This is a genomic window from Paraburkholderia sp. JPY465 (assembly GCF_050436725.1).
Classification (GTDB): Bacteria; Pseudomonadota; Gammaproteobacteria; order Burkholderiales; family Burkholderiaceae; genus Paraburkholderia; species Paraburkholderia youngii.
In genome coordinates, this window is the sequence record NZ_JBNDMT010000003.1 from 381014 (window position 1) to 397611 (window position 16598).

General features: G+C 65.5%; 13 protein-coding genes. 12 read left to right on the forward strand and 1 reads right to left on the reverse strand.

The features are described from left to right. Nucleotides 1-85 precede the first annotated feature (85 nt). The 9 genes from QFZ94_RS16300 to QFZ94_RS16340 all read left to right on the forward strand — a co-directional run bounded on the left by QFZ94_RS16300 (nt 86) and on the right by QFZ94_RS16340 (nt 11119). The gene (locus tag QFZ94_RS16300; protein WP_429458186.1) at nt 86-1342 is read left to right on the forward strand and encodes an MFS transporter; all 1257 of its coding nucleotides are present in this window, start codon (nt 86-88) and stop codon (nt 1340-1342) included. 213 nt (nt 1343-1555) lie between these two features. Continuing rightward, nucleotides 1556-2614 carry a MurR/RpiR family transcriptional regulator gene (locus QFZ94_RS16305; protein ID WP_429458188.1) on the forward strand — a complete coding sequence of 353 codons (1059 nt, stop codon included), beginning with the start codon at nt 1556-1558 and terminating at the stop codon, nt 2612-2614. Then, the gene (locus QFZ94_RS16310) at nt 2611-3600 is read left to right on the forward strand and encodes an isoaspartyl peptidase/L-asparaginase family protein (protein ID WP_429458190.1); all 990 of its coding nucleotides are present in this window, start codon (nt 2611-2613) and stop codon (nt 3598-3600) included. The genes QFZ94_RS16305 and QFZ94_RS16310 overlap by 4 nt, the downstream gene beginning before the upstream one ends. 70 nt (nt 3601-3670) lie before the next feature. Further along, a complete protein-coding gene (locus tag QFZ94_RS16315) occupies nt 3671-5593 on the forward strand; it encodes a dipeptide ABC transporter ATP-binding protein (RefSeq protein WP_429458192.1) in 1923 nt (640 codons plus the stop codon). A gap of 138 nt (nt 5594-5731) precedes the next feature. Continuing rightward, on the forward strand, nt 5732-7294 hold the full coding sequence (gsiB, locus tag QFZ94_RS16320) for a glutathione ABC transporter substrate-binding protein GsiB (RefSeq protein ID WP_368584980.1): 1563 nt from the start codon (nt 5732-5734) through the stop codon (nt 7292-7294). A 79-nt stretch (nt 7295-7373) separates the two neighbouring features. Further along, nucleotides 7374-8294 carry a glutathione ABC transporter permease GsiC gene (gene gsiC, locus QFZ94_RS16325; RefSeq protein ID WP_429458195.1) on the forward strand — a complete coding sequence of 307 codons (921 nt, stop codon included), beginning with the start codon at nt 7374-7376 and terminating at the stop codon, nt 8292-8294. Nucleotides 8295-8301: 7 nt separating this feature from the next. Next, nucleotides 8302-9207, forward strand: a complete 906-nt coding sequence (gene gsiD / locus QFZ94_RS16330; RefSeq protein WP_368584978.1) for a glutathione ABC transporter permease GsiD — start codon at nt 8302-8304, stop codon at nt 9205-9207. Next, the gene (locus QFZ94_RS16335) at nt 9204-10289 is read left to right on the forward strand and encodes a P1 family peptidase (RefSeq protein ID WP_429458197.1); all 1086 of its coding nucleotides are present in this window, start codon (nt 9204-9206) and stop codon (nt 10287-10289) included. Before gsiD ends, QFZ94_RS16335 begins: the two co-directional genes overlap by 4 nt. Beyond that, the gene (locus tag QFZ94_RS16340; protein ID WP_429458199.1) at nt 10286-11119 is read left to right on the forward strand and encodes a M55 family metallopeptidase; all 834 of its coding nucleotides are present in this window, start codon (nt 10286-10288) and stop codon (nt 11117-11119) included. Before QFZ94_RS16335 ends, QFZ94_RS16340 begins: the two co-directional genes overlap by 4 nt. 40 nt (nt 11120-11159) lie before the next feature. Here QFZ94_RS16340 and QFZ94_RS16345 read toward each other — a convergent pair whose 3' ends face one another. Beyond that, complete coding sequence (locus tag QFZ94_RS16345) at nt 11160-11990, reverse strand: alpha/beta fold hydrolase (protein ID WP_429458201.1); 831 nt, start codon at nt 11988-11990, stop codon at nt 11160-11162. Nucleotides 11991-12251: 261 nt separating this feature from the next. Between QFZ94_RS16345 and QFZ94_RS16350 the strand changes: the two genes are divergently transcribed. From QFZ94_RS16350 to QFZ94_RS16360, 3 genes are all read left to right on the forward strand, one after another. Continuing rightward, nucleotides 12252-13634, forward strand: coding sequence for an amino acid permease (locus QFZ94_RS16350; protein WP_429458203.1), 1383 nt, complete (start codon nt 12252-12254; stop codon nt 13632-13634). 121 nt (nt 13635-13755) lie between these two features. Then, nucleotides 13756-15021, forward strand: coding sequence for a glycosyltransferase family 87 protein (locus QFZ94_RS16355; RefSeq protein WP_429458205.1), 1266 nt, complete (start codon nt 13756-13758; stop codon nt 15019-15021). A 257-nt stretch (nt 15022-15278) separates the two neighbouring features. Continuing rightward, nucleotides 15279-16595, forward strand: coding sequence for a hypothetical protein (locus QFZ94_RS16360; protein WP_429458207.1), 1317 nt, complete (start codon nt 15279-15281; stop codon nt 16593-16595). The last annotated feature ends 3 nt before the right edge of the window (nt 16596-16598 follow it).

Consider the following 16598-nt stretch of genomic DNA (forward strand, 5'->3'; position numbering starts at 1 on the left):
AGAATAACACCGCAAGAACCGGGGCGCCCCGCAGGCCCCAAGCGCCGACGATGAACGCCTCACATCACATCCCGGAAGTGCATCGATGTCCGCCACCACGTCTTCGCCGGCCAACGCGCAACGACTGCCCCGCGCCTTCCAGCGCCTCGCCTGGTCGAACCTGTGCGCGCAATCGGCCGAGCAGATCAGCCTCGCCGCCGCGCCGCTCGTCGCGGTGTTCGCGCTCGGCGCCAACGCGCGCGATACCGGTCTGCTGCAAACCGCGCAGACGCTGCCGTTCCTGTTGCTGTCGATGCCGCTCGGCGTCTGGGCCGACCGCCGCTCGCGCCGCGTGCTGATGACGCTCGCCGAGAGCGTGCGAGTCTGCGCGATGCTGTGCGTGCTGCTGCTGGTGCTCACGCATGCGCTGAACCTGCCGCTGCTCGCCGCGTTCGGCTTCGTTGCCGCGACGGGCACGGTTGCCTACAACGTCGCGGCGCCTTCGCTGGTGCCGTCGATCGTGCCACGCGAAGCCTATGCAAGCGCGAACGGCCGGCTAGAACTGGCGCGCAGCGTCGCGTATTCGGCGGGTCCGGCGCTGGGCGGCGTGCTGGTCGGCTGGATCGGCGCGGGCTGGGCGTATGGCGCCGCGGCGGGATTGTCGGCGCTCGCCGTCGCGTTGCTCGCCGGATTGCGCGAGCCGCCGCGCGCGGCCGCGCCGCGGCGGCACTTCATGCTGGAGTTGCGCGACGGCACCCGCTTCGTGCTGCGTGATCCGCTGCTGCTGCCGATCCTGCTGACCGCCGTGTTCTTCAACCTCGGCTTCTTCATCCTGCAGGCGGTCTATGTGCCGTACGCGGTGCATCGGCTCGGGCTCGATGCATCGGCGGTCGGCGTGACGCTCGGCGCGTACGGCGTCGGCATGGTGTGCGGTGCGCTCGCGGCGCCCGCGGTCGCGCGGCGTGTCGCGTTCGGCCGTCTGCTGATCATCGGGCCGTCGTGCGGGCTGCTCGCGTCGCTCGTGATGGTCGCGACGCTCGTCGCGCCATCCTTCTTGCTCGCGCTCGCGAGTTTCTTCCTGCTCGGCGCGGGACCGATCCTGTGGGTCGTCGCCTCGACCACGCTGCGTCAGGCGATCACGCCCGAACGGATGATCGGCCGCGTGTCCGCGCTGATCAGCACGGCCACCTATGGCGCGCGGCCGGTGGGCGCATTGCTGGGCGCCGCGCTCAGCGCGCGCTGGAGCATCGACGTGTGTCTGGTTGCGGCGGCGTTTGCGTTTCTCGTGCAGGCGCTGATCATCGTGATGTCGCCGGTGGCGCGGCTCATGGACATTCCCGAGCAGAGCGCGGCGGCGTGTTGAGCGCGGCGCCAGCCGCGCGTTGAAAGCTTCCGGTCGCCCCGATGAAAATGCATTTTCCTCGGGGCGCAGCATATCGCGGATGTTGAACTCCTTGCCTGAAGGGCTTCGGTCGGTGAAAACCCTCAAATATGAAAATGAATTTTTTTCGGCGCGGGTTTCATGTAAATATGTTTTCATCGAGTCCACCTCGCAAAGCCGCGCCTGTCCGCTCGCATGATCCACCACCCGTCCGCTGTGTCGAACCCCGCCGAGCAGGCCATTGCCGCGCGCATCTCCGCCGCGATGCCGACGCTCACGCCGATCCACCAGCGCATGGGCGAGTACGTGCTGGCCAACCTGTTCCGCGCGGCGACGATGCGCATCGACGAACTCGCGAGTGTGGTTGGCGCGTCGGTGGCGAGCGCGAATCGCTTTGCGCGCGCGCTCGGCTTCGACGGTTACCCGCAGTTTCGCGAGGCGCTCGTGCGCGGCTTCGAGGCGACGCTCGCGCCGGTCGAACGGCTGCGCAGCGCGCAGGAAACGCTCGCGGCCGATGACGACCTGATCGACGCGTCGCTCGAGCAGGCCGCCAATAATCTGCACGCAACGCGTACATCGATCGATCGCGCGACCGCCGATGCCGCCGTCGACGCGATCATCGCCGCGCGCCGCGTATTCGTGATCGGCTTCGGCGCCAGCGCGTTTCTCGCGAGCCTGATGGAGCACGGCCTGCTGCCGTATCACGACAACGTGCATTCGCTTGCGCTGAGCGGCGGGCCGTCGCATGCGGCGCGGCATCTCGTGCGTTCGGGCGCGGGCGATCTCGTGATCGGCATCGCGTTTCCGCGCTATGTCGAAGACACGATCGAGCTTGCGCGCCGCGCGTCCGAGCGCGGTGCGCGCGTGCTCGCGCTCACCGACGGTCCACGCTCGCCGCTCGTGCGTTTCGCGGACTTGGCGCTGTATATCCGCACCGACCGGCGTCTCGCATCGAATGCCGATTCGGCCGTGCTCGCGGTCATCGAGGCGTTGTGCGACGCGGTCGCGTATCGCGCGCAACGCTCGGTCAAGGCGGCCGCCGAGGTCAGCGAGTTCGTGCTGCCGTGGCTGTTCGATCCGCAGTCCGGCGCGGCCGGCGCCGTGCAGGAACCGGCGCGCGCCGCGAGCAAAACCGCGCGCGCAAAGGCCGACGGCAGCCAGACCAAAGGCATCAAAGCAACGGATACCGAAGCAAAAGCCACCCCGGCAGTCCGCACTCCCCGAACCAACCGCACTCCACGATTCAAACGATGAACTCCAACGCAGTCATTGCCATTCACGGCGGGGCAGGGACGATCCTGCGCACGTCGATGTCGGCCAGCGCCGAAGCCGAATATCACGCGGCGCTCAACGCGGTACTGAGCGCCGGCCAGCGCGTGCTCGCCGACGGCGGCAGCGCGCTCGACGCGGTCAGTGAAGCGGTGCGGCTGCTCGAAGACTGCGCGCTCTTCAATGCGGGTCACGGCGCGGTCTACACGGCGGCCGGCACGCACGAACTCGACGCCGCGATCATGGACGGCCGCACGCTCGACGCGGGCGCGATCTGTTGCGTGAAGCGCGTGCGCAATCCGGTTCTCGCCGCGCGCCGCGTGCTCGAGCGCAGCGACCACGTGCTGTTCACCGGCGAAGGCGCGGAAGCTTTCGCGGCCGCGCAGGGGCTCGAGTTCGTCGATAACAGCTACTTCGATACCGACGCGCGCTATCGCCAATGGCAACTGGCACGCGAGCAGCAGCGTCCGATGCTCGATCACGACGCCGCGACGCTCGCGTCCGCGTCGCCGAACAACGACGACCCGATGCCGCACGAGCCGATCGATCCGAACCGCAAGTTCGGCACCGTCGGCGCGGTTGCGCTCGACCGTCACGGGCATCTGGCCGCCGCGACCTCGACCGGTGGCGTGACCAACAAGCAGGTGGGCCGTGTCGGCGACACGCCGCTGATCGGCGCCGGCTGCTATGCGGACGACGCGACCTGCGCGGTGTCGACCACCGGCTCCGGCGAAATGTTCATGCGCATGGTCGCCGCCTACGACGTCGCTGCACAGATGGCCTATCGCCAGGTGTCGCTCGAACAAGCCGCGCACGACGTCGTGATGAACCGCTTGCCGAAGATCGACGGACGCGGCGGACTCGTCGCCGTCGACGTGCATGGCAACGTCACGCTGCCGTTCAATACCGAAGGCATGTACCGCGGCTTCGCGCGGTTGGGCGAAGCGCCGGTGACGGCGATCTATCGCTAGGCGCGGGCGCGTGTCGCCACACTGCTGAAGCTCCGTTAGCAGCGTTCGAATTCAAAGCAAAGGAATCACCGTGCCGACTTCCTCGCACACCGCCGGTCCGCTCATCGAAACCCTGCCGCCGCAGCGCGTGCTCGCGGTCGACGATCTGACGGTCGCGTTCCGCCGCGGCGACTCAACGTTCAACGCGGTGCGCAATCTGTCCTTTACGGTCGAGCGCGGCGAAACGCTCGCGATCGTCGGCGAATCGGGCTCGGGCAAGTCGGTCACGTCGCTGGCGCTAATGCGGCTGATCGAGCATGGCGGCGGGCGACTTGCCGGCGGCAGCATCGCGTTCCGGCGGCGCGACGGCAGCGTGCTCGATCTCGCGAAGACGTCTTCCGGCACGATGCGCACGGTGCGCGGCGCCGACATCGCGATGATCTTCCAGGAGCCGATGACCTCGCTCAATCCGGTCTTTACGGTCGGCGACCAGATCAGCGAGGCGATCGCGCTGCACCAGGGCAAGAGCCGCGAGGCCGCGCGCGCCGAAACCTTGCGTCTGCTCGAACTGGTGCGGATTCCGGAGGCGCGGCGCGTCGCCGCGCGTTATCCGCATCAGTTGTCGGGCGGGATGCGCCAGCGCGTGATGATCGCGATGGCATTGTCGTGCAAACCCGCGCTGCTGATCGCCGACGAGCCGACCACCGCGCTCGACGTGACGATTCAGGCGCAGATTCTGCAACTGATCCGCGGCTTGCAGGACGAGATGAACATGGGCGTGATCTTCATCACGCACGACATGGGCGTGGTCGCCGAAGTGGCCGACCGCGTGCTCGTGATGTATCGCGGCGAGAAGGTCGAGGAGGGCGCATCCGATACGCTCTTCGCCGCGCCGTCGCATCCGTACACGAAGGCGCTGCTCGCGGCGGTGCCCCGGCTCGGCTCGATGCACGGCACCGATCAGCCCGCGCGCTTCCCGATCCTGAGCGTCGAGCAGGCCGGCGCGAACGGCGCCGATGCCGCGGTGCAGCCCGCCGCGGCCGTCGCCGAGGAGGCGCAGCCGCTGGTGCGCGACGACACGCCGCCGATTCTGCGCGTGCGCGATCTGGTCACGCGCTTTCCGGTGCGTAGCGGCCTGTTCGGCCGCATGACGGGCCGCGTGCACGCGGTCGAAAAAGTCAGCTTCGATCTGCGGCCCGGCGAGACGCTCGCGCTGGTCGGCGAATCGGGCTGCGGCAAGTCGACCACGGGCCGCTCGCTGCTGCGGCTCGTCGAAAGTCAGAGCGGCTCGATCGAATTCGCTGGCAAGGAAATCAGCTCGCTAAGTGGGCCCGCATTGCAGGCGCTGCGCCGTGATATCCAGTTTATTTTCCAGGACCCGTTCGCGTCGTTGAATCCGCGCTTGACCGTCGGCTTCTCGATCATGGAGCCGCTGCTCGTGCACGGCGTCGCGCAGGGTGCCGAAGCGCAGGCGCGCGTCGCGTGGCTGCTCGAGAAAGTCGGTTTGCCGGCCGAGGCCGCGCGCCGCTATCCGCATGAGTTTTCGGGCGGGCAGCGTCAGCGTATCGCGATTGCCCGCGCGCTCGCGCTGAATCCAAAAGTCGTGATCGCCGACGAATCGGTGTCCGCGCTCGACGTCTCGGTGCAGGCGCAGATCGTCAATCTGATGCTCGATCTGCAGCGCGAACTCGGCGTCGCCTATCTGTTCATTTCGCACGACATGGCGGTGGTCGAGCGCGTCAGTCATCGCGTCGCGGTGATGTATCTCGGCCAGATCGTCGAGATCGGGCCGCGCCGCGCGGTGTTCGAGGCGCCGCAGCATCCGTACACGAAGAAGCTGATGAGCGCGGTGCCGGTCGCCGATCCCGCGCGCCGTCACGCGAAACGCCTGCTCGCCGCCGACGATATTCCGAGCCCGATCCGCGCGCTGCACGACGAGCCGGTGGTCGCGCCGCTCGTCGCGGTGGGACCGGATCACTTCGTCGCGCGGCATCGCGTCGGCGGCGCTTATTGAGCGAAGCGCCGCCTCGCGTTGAAGCAGAAAGACCCGAAGCAAAGCCGCAGCACCGGCAACCGCAGCACAAAGCCACTGAAGCGCAAGCCAACCATAAAGACCGTGTCACACCCTTAACTCGCAGCCTGGAGCAATCTCATGAACCTGCTGTTCCCGTCCTCTCCGTTTCGTTTGCGCGCGCTCGTCAGCGGCGGCGCGGTGGTGTTCGCGATGCTCGCGGGCAATCTGGCGCACGCCGAAACCACGGCCGTGATGGCCGTCGCGTCGACCTTCACGTCGCTCGATCCGTACGACGCGAACGACACGCTGTCGCAGGCGGTCGCGAAATCGTTCTACCAGGGGCTGTTCGGCTTCGACAAGGACATGAAGCTCGTCAACGTGCTGGCCGACAGCTATGAAGCGAGCCCCGACGCGCGCGTCTATACGATCAAGCTGCGCCATGGCGTGAAGTTCCAGGACGGCACCGACTTCAATGCGGCCGCCGTGAAGGCGAACTTCGACCGCGTGACCGATCCGGCCAACAAGCTGAAGCGCTACAACATGTTCAGCCGCATCGAGAAGACCGAAGTGGTCGATCCGTACACGGTGCGCGTCACGCTGAAGGCGCCGTTCTCGGCGTTCATCAATGTGCTCGCGCATCCGTCGGCGGTGATGATTTCGCCGGACGCGCTGAAGAAGTACGGCAAGGACATCGCGTTTCATCCGGTCGGCACGGGTCCGTTCGAACTCGTCAAGTGGGACCCGGCCGGCGACCTGACCGTGAAGAAGTTCGGCGGCTACTGGAAGAAGGGCTATCCGAAGATCGACGCGATCGACTGGAAGCCGGTCGTCGACAACAACACGCGCGCCGCGCTGATGCGCACCGGCGAAGCGGACTTCGCGTTCCAGGTGCCGTTCGAGCAGGCCGCGCAACTGCAGTCGAGCCCGAAGGTCGATCTGATCGCGGCGCCGTCGATCATCGAGCGCTACATCAGCATGAACATGAACCAGAAGCCGTTCGACAACCCGAAGGTACGTGAAGCGCTGAACTACGCGGTCAACAAGGAAGCGCTGACGAAGGTCGCGTTCGCCGGTTACGCGACGCCGGCCGACGGCGTGGTGCCGGAGGGCGTCGACTATGCTGTCAAGCTCGGGCCGTGGCCGTACGATCCGGCGAAGGCGCGCGCACTGCTGAAGGAAGCGGGCTATCCGAACGGTTTCGAAACGACGCTGTGGTCCGCGTATAACTACTCGACCGCGCAGAAGGTGATCCAGTTCGTGCAGCAGCAGCTCGCGCAGGTCGGCATCAAGGCGAGCGTCGAGGCGCTCGAAGCGGGGCAGCGCGTCGCCAGGGTCGAAAGCGCGCAGGACCCGGCGACCGCGCCGGTGCGCATGTACTACGCGGGCTGGTCGTCGTCGACCGGCGAGGCGGACTGGGCGATCAGCCCGCTGCTCGCGGGCTACTCGATGCCGCCGAAGATGGTCAACACTTCGTACTACAAGAGCGACGCGGTCGACAACGATCTGAAGCAGGCGCTCGAAACCACCGACCGCACGCAGAAGGCCGCGCTCTACACCGACGCGCAGAAGCGCATCTGGGCCGACGCGCCGTGGATCTTCCTCGTCAAGGAGAAGGTCGTGTATGCGCGCAGCAAGCGTCTGTCGGGCGCTTACGTCGCGCCGGACGGCTCGTTCAACTTCGACGAGATCGCGATCAAGTGATGAGCTGACGAGGCGGCACACGTTTCGTCGTGGCCCGCCTCGTTTCACACATTCGCCGCTCATTTGCCGGACTGGTTTCATGCTGAACTTCCTCGTCAAACGTCTGCTAGGCCTGCTGCCGACGCTTTTCATCGTCGCCGTGCTGGTGTTCCTGTTCGTGCATCTGCTGCCGGGCGACCCGGCGCGGCTCGCCGCCGGTCCCGAAGCGGACGAAGCGACCGTCGCGCTGGTGCGCGCCGACCTCGGGCTCGACAAGCCGATGCCGCAGCAGTTCGTCCGTTTCTTCTGGCGCATGGCGCACGTCGACTTCGGTATTTCGACGCGCAGCAAGCGGCCGGTGAGCCAGGAGATCGCGGAGCGCTTTTTCCCGACGCTGTGGCTGACGATCGCGAGCATGGTGTGGGCGGTCGTGATCGGCATGGCGATCGGCATCGCCTCGGCGGTGTGGCGCAACCGCTGGCCGGATCGGCTGGGCATGACGCTCGCGGTGTCGGGCATTTCGTTTCCCGCGTTCGCGCTCGGCATGCTGCTGATGGAGATTTTTTCGGTGCAGTTGGGCTGGCTGCCCATCGTCGGCGACGGTTCGTGGCGCAGCTACGTGCTGCCGTCGCTGACGCTCGGCGCGGCGGTCGCGGCCGTGATGGCGCGCTTCACCCGCGCCTCGTTCGTCGAGGTGCTGCACGAGGACTTCGTGCGCACCGCGCGCGCGAAGGGCGTGCCCGAGCGGCTCGTGATCATCAAGCACTGCCTGCGCAACGCGCTGATTCCCGTCGTCACGATGATGGGTCTGCAGTTCGGCTTTCTGCTAGGCGGCTCGATCGTCGTCGAAGTGGTGTTCAACTGGCCGGGCCTCGGGCGCCTGCTCGTCGATGCGGTGTCGATGCGCGACTATCCGATCATCCAGGCCGAGGTGCTGTTGTTCTCGCTCGAATTCATCATCATCAATCTGATCGTCGACGTGATGTACGCGGTGATCAACCCGACCATCCGTTTCAAGTGAGGCCCGCATGAGCACCACTGCCACCGGGCCGAACGCGGCCAATCCCGCGGTCGCCGAACGCGCGATCCGCACGCCGTGGAGCGAGTTCTGGCGCAAGTTCCGCAAGCAGCATGTCGCGCTGGCCGCCGGCGTGTTCGTGCTGCTCTTGATCGTGATCGCGATCATCGCGCCGCATATCGTGCCGTACGACCCCGAGAACTTCTTCGACTACGACGCGCTGAACGCGGGGCCGTCGGCCGCACACTGGTTCGGCGTCGATTCGCTGGGCCGCGATATTTTCAGCCGCATCCTCGTCGGTTCACGCATTTCGCTCGAAGCGGGCTTTCTGTCCGTTGCGATCGGCGCGGTGATCGGCACGTTTTTCGGTCTGCTTGCCGGTTACTACGAGGGCTGGTGGGATCGCATCACGATGCGCGTGGCCGACGTGCTGTTCGCGTTTCCCGGCATTCTGCTCGCGATCGGCGTGGTCGCGATTCTCGGCAACGGCATGATCAACGTGATCTGCGCGGTCGCGATCTTCAGCATTCCGGCGTTCGCGCGGCTCGTGCGCGGCAATACGCTGATGCTCAAGCAGCTCACCTATATCGAAGCGGCGCGCAGCATCGGCGCGTCGGACTGGACCATCATCGTGCGGCACATTCTGCCGGGGACGATTTCATCGGTCGTCGTGTATCTGACGATGCGTATCGGCACCTCGATCATCACGGCGGCGAGCCTGTCATTTCTCGGCCTGGGCGCGCAGCCGCCGACGCCGGAGTGGGGCGCGATGCTCAACGAAGCGCGCGCCGACATGGTGACCGCGCCACATATCGCGCTGTTTCCGAGCCTCGCTATTTTCCTGACCGTGCTCGCGTTCAACCTGCTCGGCGACGGTCTGCGCGATGCGCTCGATCCGAAGCTGGATCGGCCATGAGCATGAGCAAGCTTCATTCGGATGAGCGCGCACCGCAGATCGGCGGGTTGCCGGCCGGCGCGCTCGGCACGATCGCCGACGTGGACGGCGTCAGCGTCGGTCATTGCACGCTGGCCGAACGCGCGTTGCAAACCGGCGTGACCGTGATCCGGCCGCATCGCGGCGATCCGTTCGTCGACAAGGTGCCGGCCGCCGCGTCGGTGATCAACGGCTTCGGCAAGAGCGTCGGGCTCGTGCAGCTCGACGAGCTCGGCACGCTGGAGACGCCGATCGCGCTGACCAATACGTTCGGCGTCGGTACGGTCGCGCAGGCGCAGATCCGCGCGGCGATTCGCGCGAATCCGCGCATCGGCCGCGAATGGTCGACGGTCAATCCGCTCGTGTTCGAATGCAACGACGGCTACCTGAACGATATTCAGGCGCTCGCCGTGACCGAACAGCATTTCAACGAAGCGTTCGATGCAGCAAGTACCAATGTCGCGAGCGGTGCGCTCGGCGCCGGGCGCGGCATGTCGTGCTTCGATCTCAAGGGCGGCATCGGCACTGCGTCGCGCGTAGTCAGCGCGGCGGGCCGTGACTACACCGTCGGTGCGCTCGTGCTGGCCAACTTCGGCCGTCTGCCGATGTTGACGATCTTCGGCACGCCGCTCGGCCGCGTGCTGGCCGAACGCGCGGCTGCCGCTGATGCAAGCTCCGGCAAACCCGAGCAAGGCTCGATCATCATGATCGTCGCAACCGATGCACCGCTCGACGCGCGCCAGTTGAAACGCCTGTCGTTGCGCGCGGCGGCGGGTCTCGCGCGCACCGGTTCGGTGTACGGTCACGGCAGCGGCGATATCGCGTTGGCGTTTTCGACCGCATACACGGTGCCGCACGGCGCGGACTTCGTCGCGCTGCCGCCGCTCGTCGCCGATCATTGCCTCGACCCGCTGTTTCGCGCCTGCGCCGACAGCGTCGAACAGGCGATCGTCGATGCGTTGTGGAGCGCCGAGTCCGTCACCGGTCGCGATGGCCATCGGCGGCTGTCGCTGCGCGATAGCGTCCCCGACCTTGCCCACCTGCTGAGGAACTCCGCGCGATGAAAGTCCTGGTCTCCACCGACATCGAAGGCATCGCCGGCGTGTTCCATGCCGAGCAGACGCGCGCGGGCAACGGCGAATACGAAGCCGCGCGACGCTGGATGACGCTCGAAGCCAATGCCGCCATCGAAGGCGCGTTCGCCGGCGGCGCGACCGACGTATGGGTCAACGATTCGCACGGCGGCTTTCGCAACCTGCTGCCCGATCTGCTCGATCCGCGCGCGCAGGTCGTGCTCGGCAAGCCGCGCACGCTCGGCATGATGGCCGGACTTGAATACGGCGCAGCGCTGGTCTTCATGATCGGCTATCACGCGAAGGCGCAAACGCGCGGCATCCTCGCGCACACGATCAACAGCTTCGCGTTCGCGCGCGTCGCGTTCAATGGCGTGGAGCTCGGCGAAGCGGGGTTGTACGGCGCGCTCGCTGAAGAATATGGCGCACGTGTCGCGCTTTTATCGGGTGACGACGTGTTCGCCGAGGAAACCGCGCAGCGTTTTCCCGGTGCGCGTTTCGTCGTGACGAAAACTGCGACCGGCCAGGCAAGCGGCGTCACGCAGTCGCCCGCGAGCGTGCGCGAGGCGCTGCAAGCCGCCGCGCGCGACGTGGTGCGCCAGCATATCGAAGCGGGCCGCGCGCCTGCCGCGACGCGCGCGGAGCCGCGAGCAATCGACTGCGAACTGCGCGTGCAAACGAGCGGGCTCGCCGATCTGTTCTGCCAATGGCCGACGCTCACGCGGGTCGATGGCGTGACGTTGCGTTTCAGTGCGGCGTCGGCCGAGCATGCGGTGCGGATGCTGAACTGTCTGTCGGCGATGTCGTTCATGCTGCGCTGAGCCGCCGCTCGCCGAGCCGCTGACAGCTTATCGCGGTGACCTACTGCTGCTGCCGGCTCAACTCGCGCGCCGCGTGATCGATCGCGTCGGCCACGGCCCTGGCGTGCGACACCGGCGCGAGATGGCTCGATGAAACAGGCACTACTTTCGCGCCGATGCGCGCGGCGATCGTCTTCTGCAGTTCGGGCGACACCGCGTGGTCTTTAGTCGTCAGCACGTACCACGATGGTTTGTCTTTCCAGCCGATCTGATCGACCGGTTCGTCGAATGCGCTCGCGGCGATCGGCACCTGCGCGGCGGCGAGCACGCGGGTGACGGTCTCGGGCACGTCGGCGGCGAGGTCGGCGTGATAGCGCGCGCGGTCGATCCACAAGAACCCGTTCGCGTCCTTGCTGATGCTTTGGCCGGCCGGCATCGGCCCGCCGGCCTTCATCACGTCCATCGCCGATTCGTTCAACTGCGGCGCGAGCGCGGCGACATACACGAGCCCGGCAACGTTCGGCGCATTGCCGGCGACCTCGGTGATCACCACGCCGCCCCACGAATGCCCGACCAGCAGCACCGGGCCGTTCTCGCGATCCAGCACGCGGCGGGTCGCGGCGACATCGTCGGCGAGCGACGTCAGCGGGTTCTGTACCGAGCTCACGTGATAGCCCTTTTGCTGCAGCTTCGCGACTACGCCGTTCCAGCTCGATCCGTCGACGAACGCGCCATGCACGAGCACGATGTTGCGCACCGGGCCGCCGAGGGCGGCGGCAGGCGGCGCGCTGGCGGTAGCGGGGGCGGCCGCCGTCTGGGCAAGCACGGACGTACCGACGCCCGCGAAACAGAGGCACAACACAGCGGCGCAAAGCAAACGTTTGGGCAACATGTCGAAGCTCCGCAGCTTGAAAAGTGGACTCCGGCAACATACTCGCGTGCCATCCCCGTGACAATCACAATCCGCGCGCTTAAGTGCGGCGCACAACGAAGGCGGGCGGCTCCGGACGTCAGAGGAATATCGGTCGGGTAAAATTGTCGGTTTTGCCGGACCGGAACGTGCTTTCTGGCCGTGCCATCGGCCACAGCGCTGCCTTCGACGGCGTTCTACGCGCAGCGGCCATACGCAGCGATCTCCACACAGCAGGGCGTAATGAATAGTGCAAAGCAGCAAGAGGGCCTGAAGCGCGGGCTCAAGAATCGTCACATCCAGTTGATCGCGCTGGGTGGCGCGATCGGCACGGGCCTCTTTCTCGGCTCCGCCAGCGTGCTGCAGGCCGCGGGTCCGTCGATGATCCTCGGCTACGCGATCGGCGGCATCATCGCGTTCATGATCATGCGCCAGCTCGGCGAGATGGTCGCCCAGGAGCCGGTCGCCGGCTCGTTCAGCCACTTCGCATACAAGTACTGGGGCGATTTCCCGGGCTTCCTGTCGGGCTGGAACTACTGGGTGCTCTATGTGCTCGTCAGCATGGCCGAGCTGACCGCGGTCGGCACGTACGTGCATTTCTGGTGGCCGGGCGTGCCGACATGGCTGTCGGCGCTGGTGTGCTTCGCGATCATCAACGCTATCAATCTCGCCAACGTAAAGGCCTACGGCGAAACCGAGTTCTGGTTCGCGATCATCAAGGTCGCGGCGGTGATCGGCATGATCGTATTCGGCGGCTATCTGCTGATCAGCGGTCACGGCGGCCCGCAGGCGACGGTCGCGAACCTGTGGAGCCACGGCGGCTTTTTCCCGCACGGCTTTCACGGCCTGTTCATGATGCTCGCGGTGATCATGTTCTCGTTCGGCGGCCTGGAGTTAATTGGCATTACGGCGGCCGAGGCCGCCGAGCCGCAGAAAAGCATCCCGAAGGCCGTGAACCAGGTGATCCTGCGGATCCTGATTTTCTATATCTGCTCGCTCGCGGTGCTGCTGTCGCTGTATCCGTGGAACGAGGTGGCGGCGGGCGGCAGCCCGTTCGTGATGATCTTCTCGCAGATGGGTTCTTCGCTGACCGCCAACGTGCTGAACGTGGTCGTGCTGACCGCGGCGCTGTCTGTGTACAACAGCGGCGTCTACGCGAATAGCCGCATGCTGTACGGTCTCGCCGAACAGGGCAACGCGCCGCGCGCGCTGCTGAAGGTCGACCGGCGCGGCGTGCCGTATCTGGCGATCGGTCTGTCCGCGCTCGCGACGTTCGCATGCGTGATCATCAACTACGTGATCCCGGCCGAAGCGCTCGGTCTGCTGATGTCGCTGGTAGTCGCGGCGCTGGTGCTGAACTGGGCGCTGATCAGCCTCACGCATCTGAAGTCGCGCAAGGCGATGGTGGCCGCGGGCGAGACGCTGGTGTTCCGCTCGTTCTGGTTTCCACTCAGCAACTGGATCTGCCTCGCGTTCATGGCGCTGATTCTCGTGATTCTGGCGCTGACGCCGGGCTTGTCGGCCTCGGTGTGTCTGGTGCCGGCATGGCTCGTGCTAATGTGGGGCGGCTACGTGATCAAGCGGCGTCGCGAGGTGGCGCGCGCTGGCGCCGGGGTTGCGAGCTGATCTTCACGCGCCGAAGTTCCCCGCATAGGTCGCTCCCGTGTGGGCGAGCGCACAGATCGTTTTTTGCGAACCGGTAATCTCTGTCCGGTCGTCCGGCACGAAGCCGGCACGGAGAGACACGATGTTCAACGCAGCTGCCGTACGGACCAAGTCGAACTTCGGCGCGGGTGCCGCGCTCCTTCTGCTGATTGCGGTAGCCTGCCTCGCGCTGCGCATCCTGCACGTCGTCGCGAAGTTTCGTGGCGACGTCCCCGACGCCTTCGGCGATTTCAATTTCTATCTGTACGCGTTCCACGTCGTATTGCATGACCCGGCGCGCCTGTACGACCACGACGCACTGATCGCGTTTTTGCAGGGCATCGGCGCGCGCTCGACCGGCGACGACATCTTCTACGCCTACCCGCCGCAGTTCTCGCTAGCGTTTGCGCCGCTCGCGCTGCTGACGCCGCTCGCCGCGAAAATCGTCTGGGTGAGTGCGTCGATCGTGTTGTTCGCGCTGGCTTTGTATCTCGTCGTCACGATGGCGTACCGCGGCACGGAGCGTAGCGTCAACCTGCTGCTGGTGGCGGTCGCGCTGCTGAGCTTTCCGCTCGTCGAAGACACCTACGACGGCCAGTCGAATGAACTACTGTTCTTCCTGCTGATTGCGACCTTCGCGCTGATCGAGCGTGGCAAAGGCTATGCCGCAGGACTCTTTCTCGGCTTCGCGATCGCGATCAAGCTCACGCCTCTCGCTGTCGCCGGTCTGCTGTTGCTGCGCCGCGAATGGCGCACATTCGTCATGGCGAGCGTGGTTGCGATTGCCTTCACACTGATTACCGGAGCGCGGCTCGGCTTCGACGTTCTGTGGCACTACTTCGTGTCGGACATGCCGCGCCTGAACGGCATGGCAATGGCGATGAGCGGAGGCGGCGCGCCGATGAACAACGCCGTGCGGGGCGCATTGCAGACGCTATCGACGACGCTCGGCATGTCGATGTCCGGTACGTCGATAACGGTCGTCTCGCATGCGTTGGTGCTCGCTGCTTGCCTGTTGTCCGCGTATCTGGTGTTTCGCCGCCATCAGGACAGCCGCATCGATTACGCGCTCGCGTCGATGACGATGCTCGTGGCTTATCCGATCCTCGAGCCGATCCACATGGTGCTCGCGTTGATCCCGTTGCTGATCCTGCTGGGCACCGCATTCGAAGCGCGCGACGGGCAGCTGTCGGCGCTAGGTCCTAGACTGGAGATGTTGCTGGCCGCGGTCGTCGTGGTCTTGCTGTTCTTTGCGGCGCGTTTTGTGTCCTACACGGTCGCGGCGCTGATCATTTACTTGCTCTGTGTTGCAAGGTACTTTCCACCGTCAGAAGTGGGATCGCGAGAGCGGGCTTACCAGCCTGGATGAACGATCCCGGTGTGGCGCGGCTCCTCATAAGGGCTTCGCATGAAGGTGCAATGGGTATCAGAGAATTGCTCGCGGAGCAGGATGCAAAGTTCGTGAGCCTGCGGGCGCGGAGCCTCCATGTTCTTGCGGGGGCTTTTCTGTTTCTTCGGAAGGCGGACATTTTGGGCGGTCGCCCATGTACGGACTGCCTGTCGCACGGTAATTATCTGACTGCTGTCAACTCCGGCAGCGACTTCAGATAGACCAACGACACACCTATGTCCCTGTCCGTATTTGAGATGCACTCAGTGGAGCTGTTCTGCCAGCGGCCACTGGGTGCCTGTTATGTCATCTGTGACGAGTGGCACTATAAAGCGTGCCTTGGCAAGGCAGCAGACCGTCAGAAGGCCAGGGCGGAGACCCGGGAATTTCTCGAGATTGCCGCACTGAATCACAGGAAGTGGGAGGAGGACCGGAAGCTGGTCAGGCGTATCCAGAAGACTGGCTGGCTGTTTTTCCATAGCGCGCGGTACCGTAACCCCGACACCGATGGATGGTGGGTCATCGTTGCTCTTCTCGAAGAGGTTCGCCGGGGCAAACTGCTTGCCATTAGAGGTCCGCGTAATGGCCTGTTTCCGTCACCTTACCGCAGCACGCCGCTGAGGAATCCCGTAGCGAGGACCGGCAGTCATCCGGACGGCGAACCCACTCTGTCCGTCCAGTATGATCCGGCCACCTGGCAAGCCCAGTTAGCCGCTGCGCGCGCAGCCAGGGCGACACCGCCACACATCGAGATACCAAAGGCACTGACCAAGGCGCAGCGGTGGCAGACGCGCAAGGCGCTGATTGCGACGGGCAATGCGGCCATGTCCGGGCGCGTGCGGGCGGCGGCTGAACGGCTCGCACGCAACAATGTCGCGGCGGAGAAGGCCAGACTCTCCGATCATGTCTACGAGCCGTCCGGGCCGGTGCCCGAAGGGTGGGCGAACCGCAGCGGGGATAGGGGATTTCTGGATCAATATCGACTTGATCCGCTTGATCTGAAAATAGAAGGTTCAAATTTCCGGGCGCAGCTATATGAACCCGATCCTGATGTCTTCGGCGGAGAGATGAAGCCCACGCTCGCGTTCAAGGGAACCGAAATGACGAGCCTGAGCGACTGGTCGAACAACTTTAACCAGAGCGTGGATTGGAAATCGCCTTACTATGAGCGTGCCGTAGATATTGGATGGAAGATGCGCCGCACGCAGGCGCCAATTGATATTGCCGGACACTCGCTAGGTGGCGGTCTGTGCTCTGCCGCTTCTTTGGCCAGCGGCAAGGACTGCTGGAGCTTCAACGCCGCCGGTCTGCACCCGAAGACGGTCGAACACTACGGCGGCCAGGCCACGCCATCGAACATCAATGCCAACCATGTGAACGGCGACATTCTGACCGTCGCACAGACGTGGACGCCCCTGCCCGGTGCAGCCGGTACTCCCTATCTCCTTCCCGGCAGCGGCTCGCCCGTGTCGCGGCACTTCATCACGCAGGCAATTGACGGCATCGAGCAGCAGAAGGCGGAGGACATCACCGTACTTGAAACACTGTCATAGCGA

Coding starts and splice junctions, on each gene's coding strand:
- QFZ94_RS16340 (WP_429458199.1), top strand. CDS start 10,286: ATGAAAGTCCTGGTCTCCACCGACATCGAAGGCATCGCCGGCGTGTTC.
- QFZ94_RS16355 (WP_429458205.1), top strand. CDS start 13,756: ATGTTCAACGCAGCTGCCGTACGGACCAAGTCGAACTTCGGCGCGGGT.
- gsiD (WP_368584978.1), top strand. CDS start 8,302: ATGAGCACCACTGCCACCGGGCCGAACGCGGCCAATCCCGCGGTCGCC.
- QFZ94_RS16305 (WP_429458188.1), top strand. CDS start 1,556: ATGATCCACCACCCGTCCGCTGTGTCGAACCCCGCCGAGCAGGCCATT.
- gsiC (WP_429458195.1), top strand. CDS start 7,374: ATGCTGAACTTCCTCGTCAAACGTCTGCTAGGCCTGCTGCCGACGCTT.
- QFZ94_RS16335 (WP_429458197.1), top strand. CDS start 9,204: ATGAGCATGAGCAAGCTTCATTCGGATGAGCGCGCACCGCAGATCGGC.
- QFZ94_RS16310 (WP_429458190.1), top strand. CDS start 2,611: ATGAACTCCAACGCAGTCATTGCCATTCACGGCGGGGCAGGGACGATC.
- QFZ94_RS16350 (WP_429458203.1), top strand. CDS start 12,252: ATGAATAGTGCAAAGCAGCAAGAGGGCCTGAAGCGCGGGCTCAAGAAT.
- gsiB (WP_368584980.1), top strand. CDS start 5,732: ATGAACCTGCTGTTCCCGTCCTCTCCGTTTCGTTTGCGCGCGCTCGTC.
- QFZ94_RS16360 (WP_429458207.1), top strand. CDS start 15,279: ATGTCCCTGTCCGTATTTGAGATGCACTCAGTGGAGCTGTTCTGCCAG.
- QFZ94_RS16345 (WP_429458201.1), bottom strand. CDS start 11,990: ATGTTGCCCAAACGTTTGCTTTGCGCCGCTGTGTTGTGCCTCTGTTTC.
- QFZ94_RS16300 (WP_429458186.1), top strand. CDS start 86: ATGTCCGCCACCACGTCTTCGCCGGCCAACGCGCAACGACTGCCCCGC.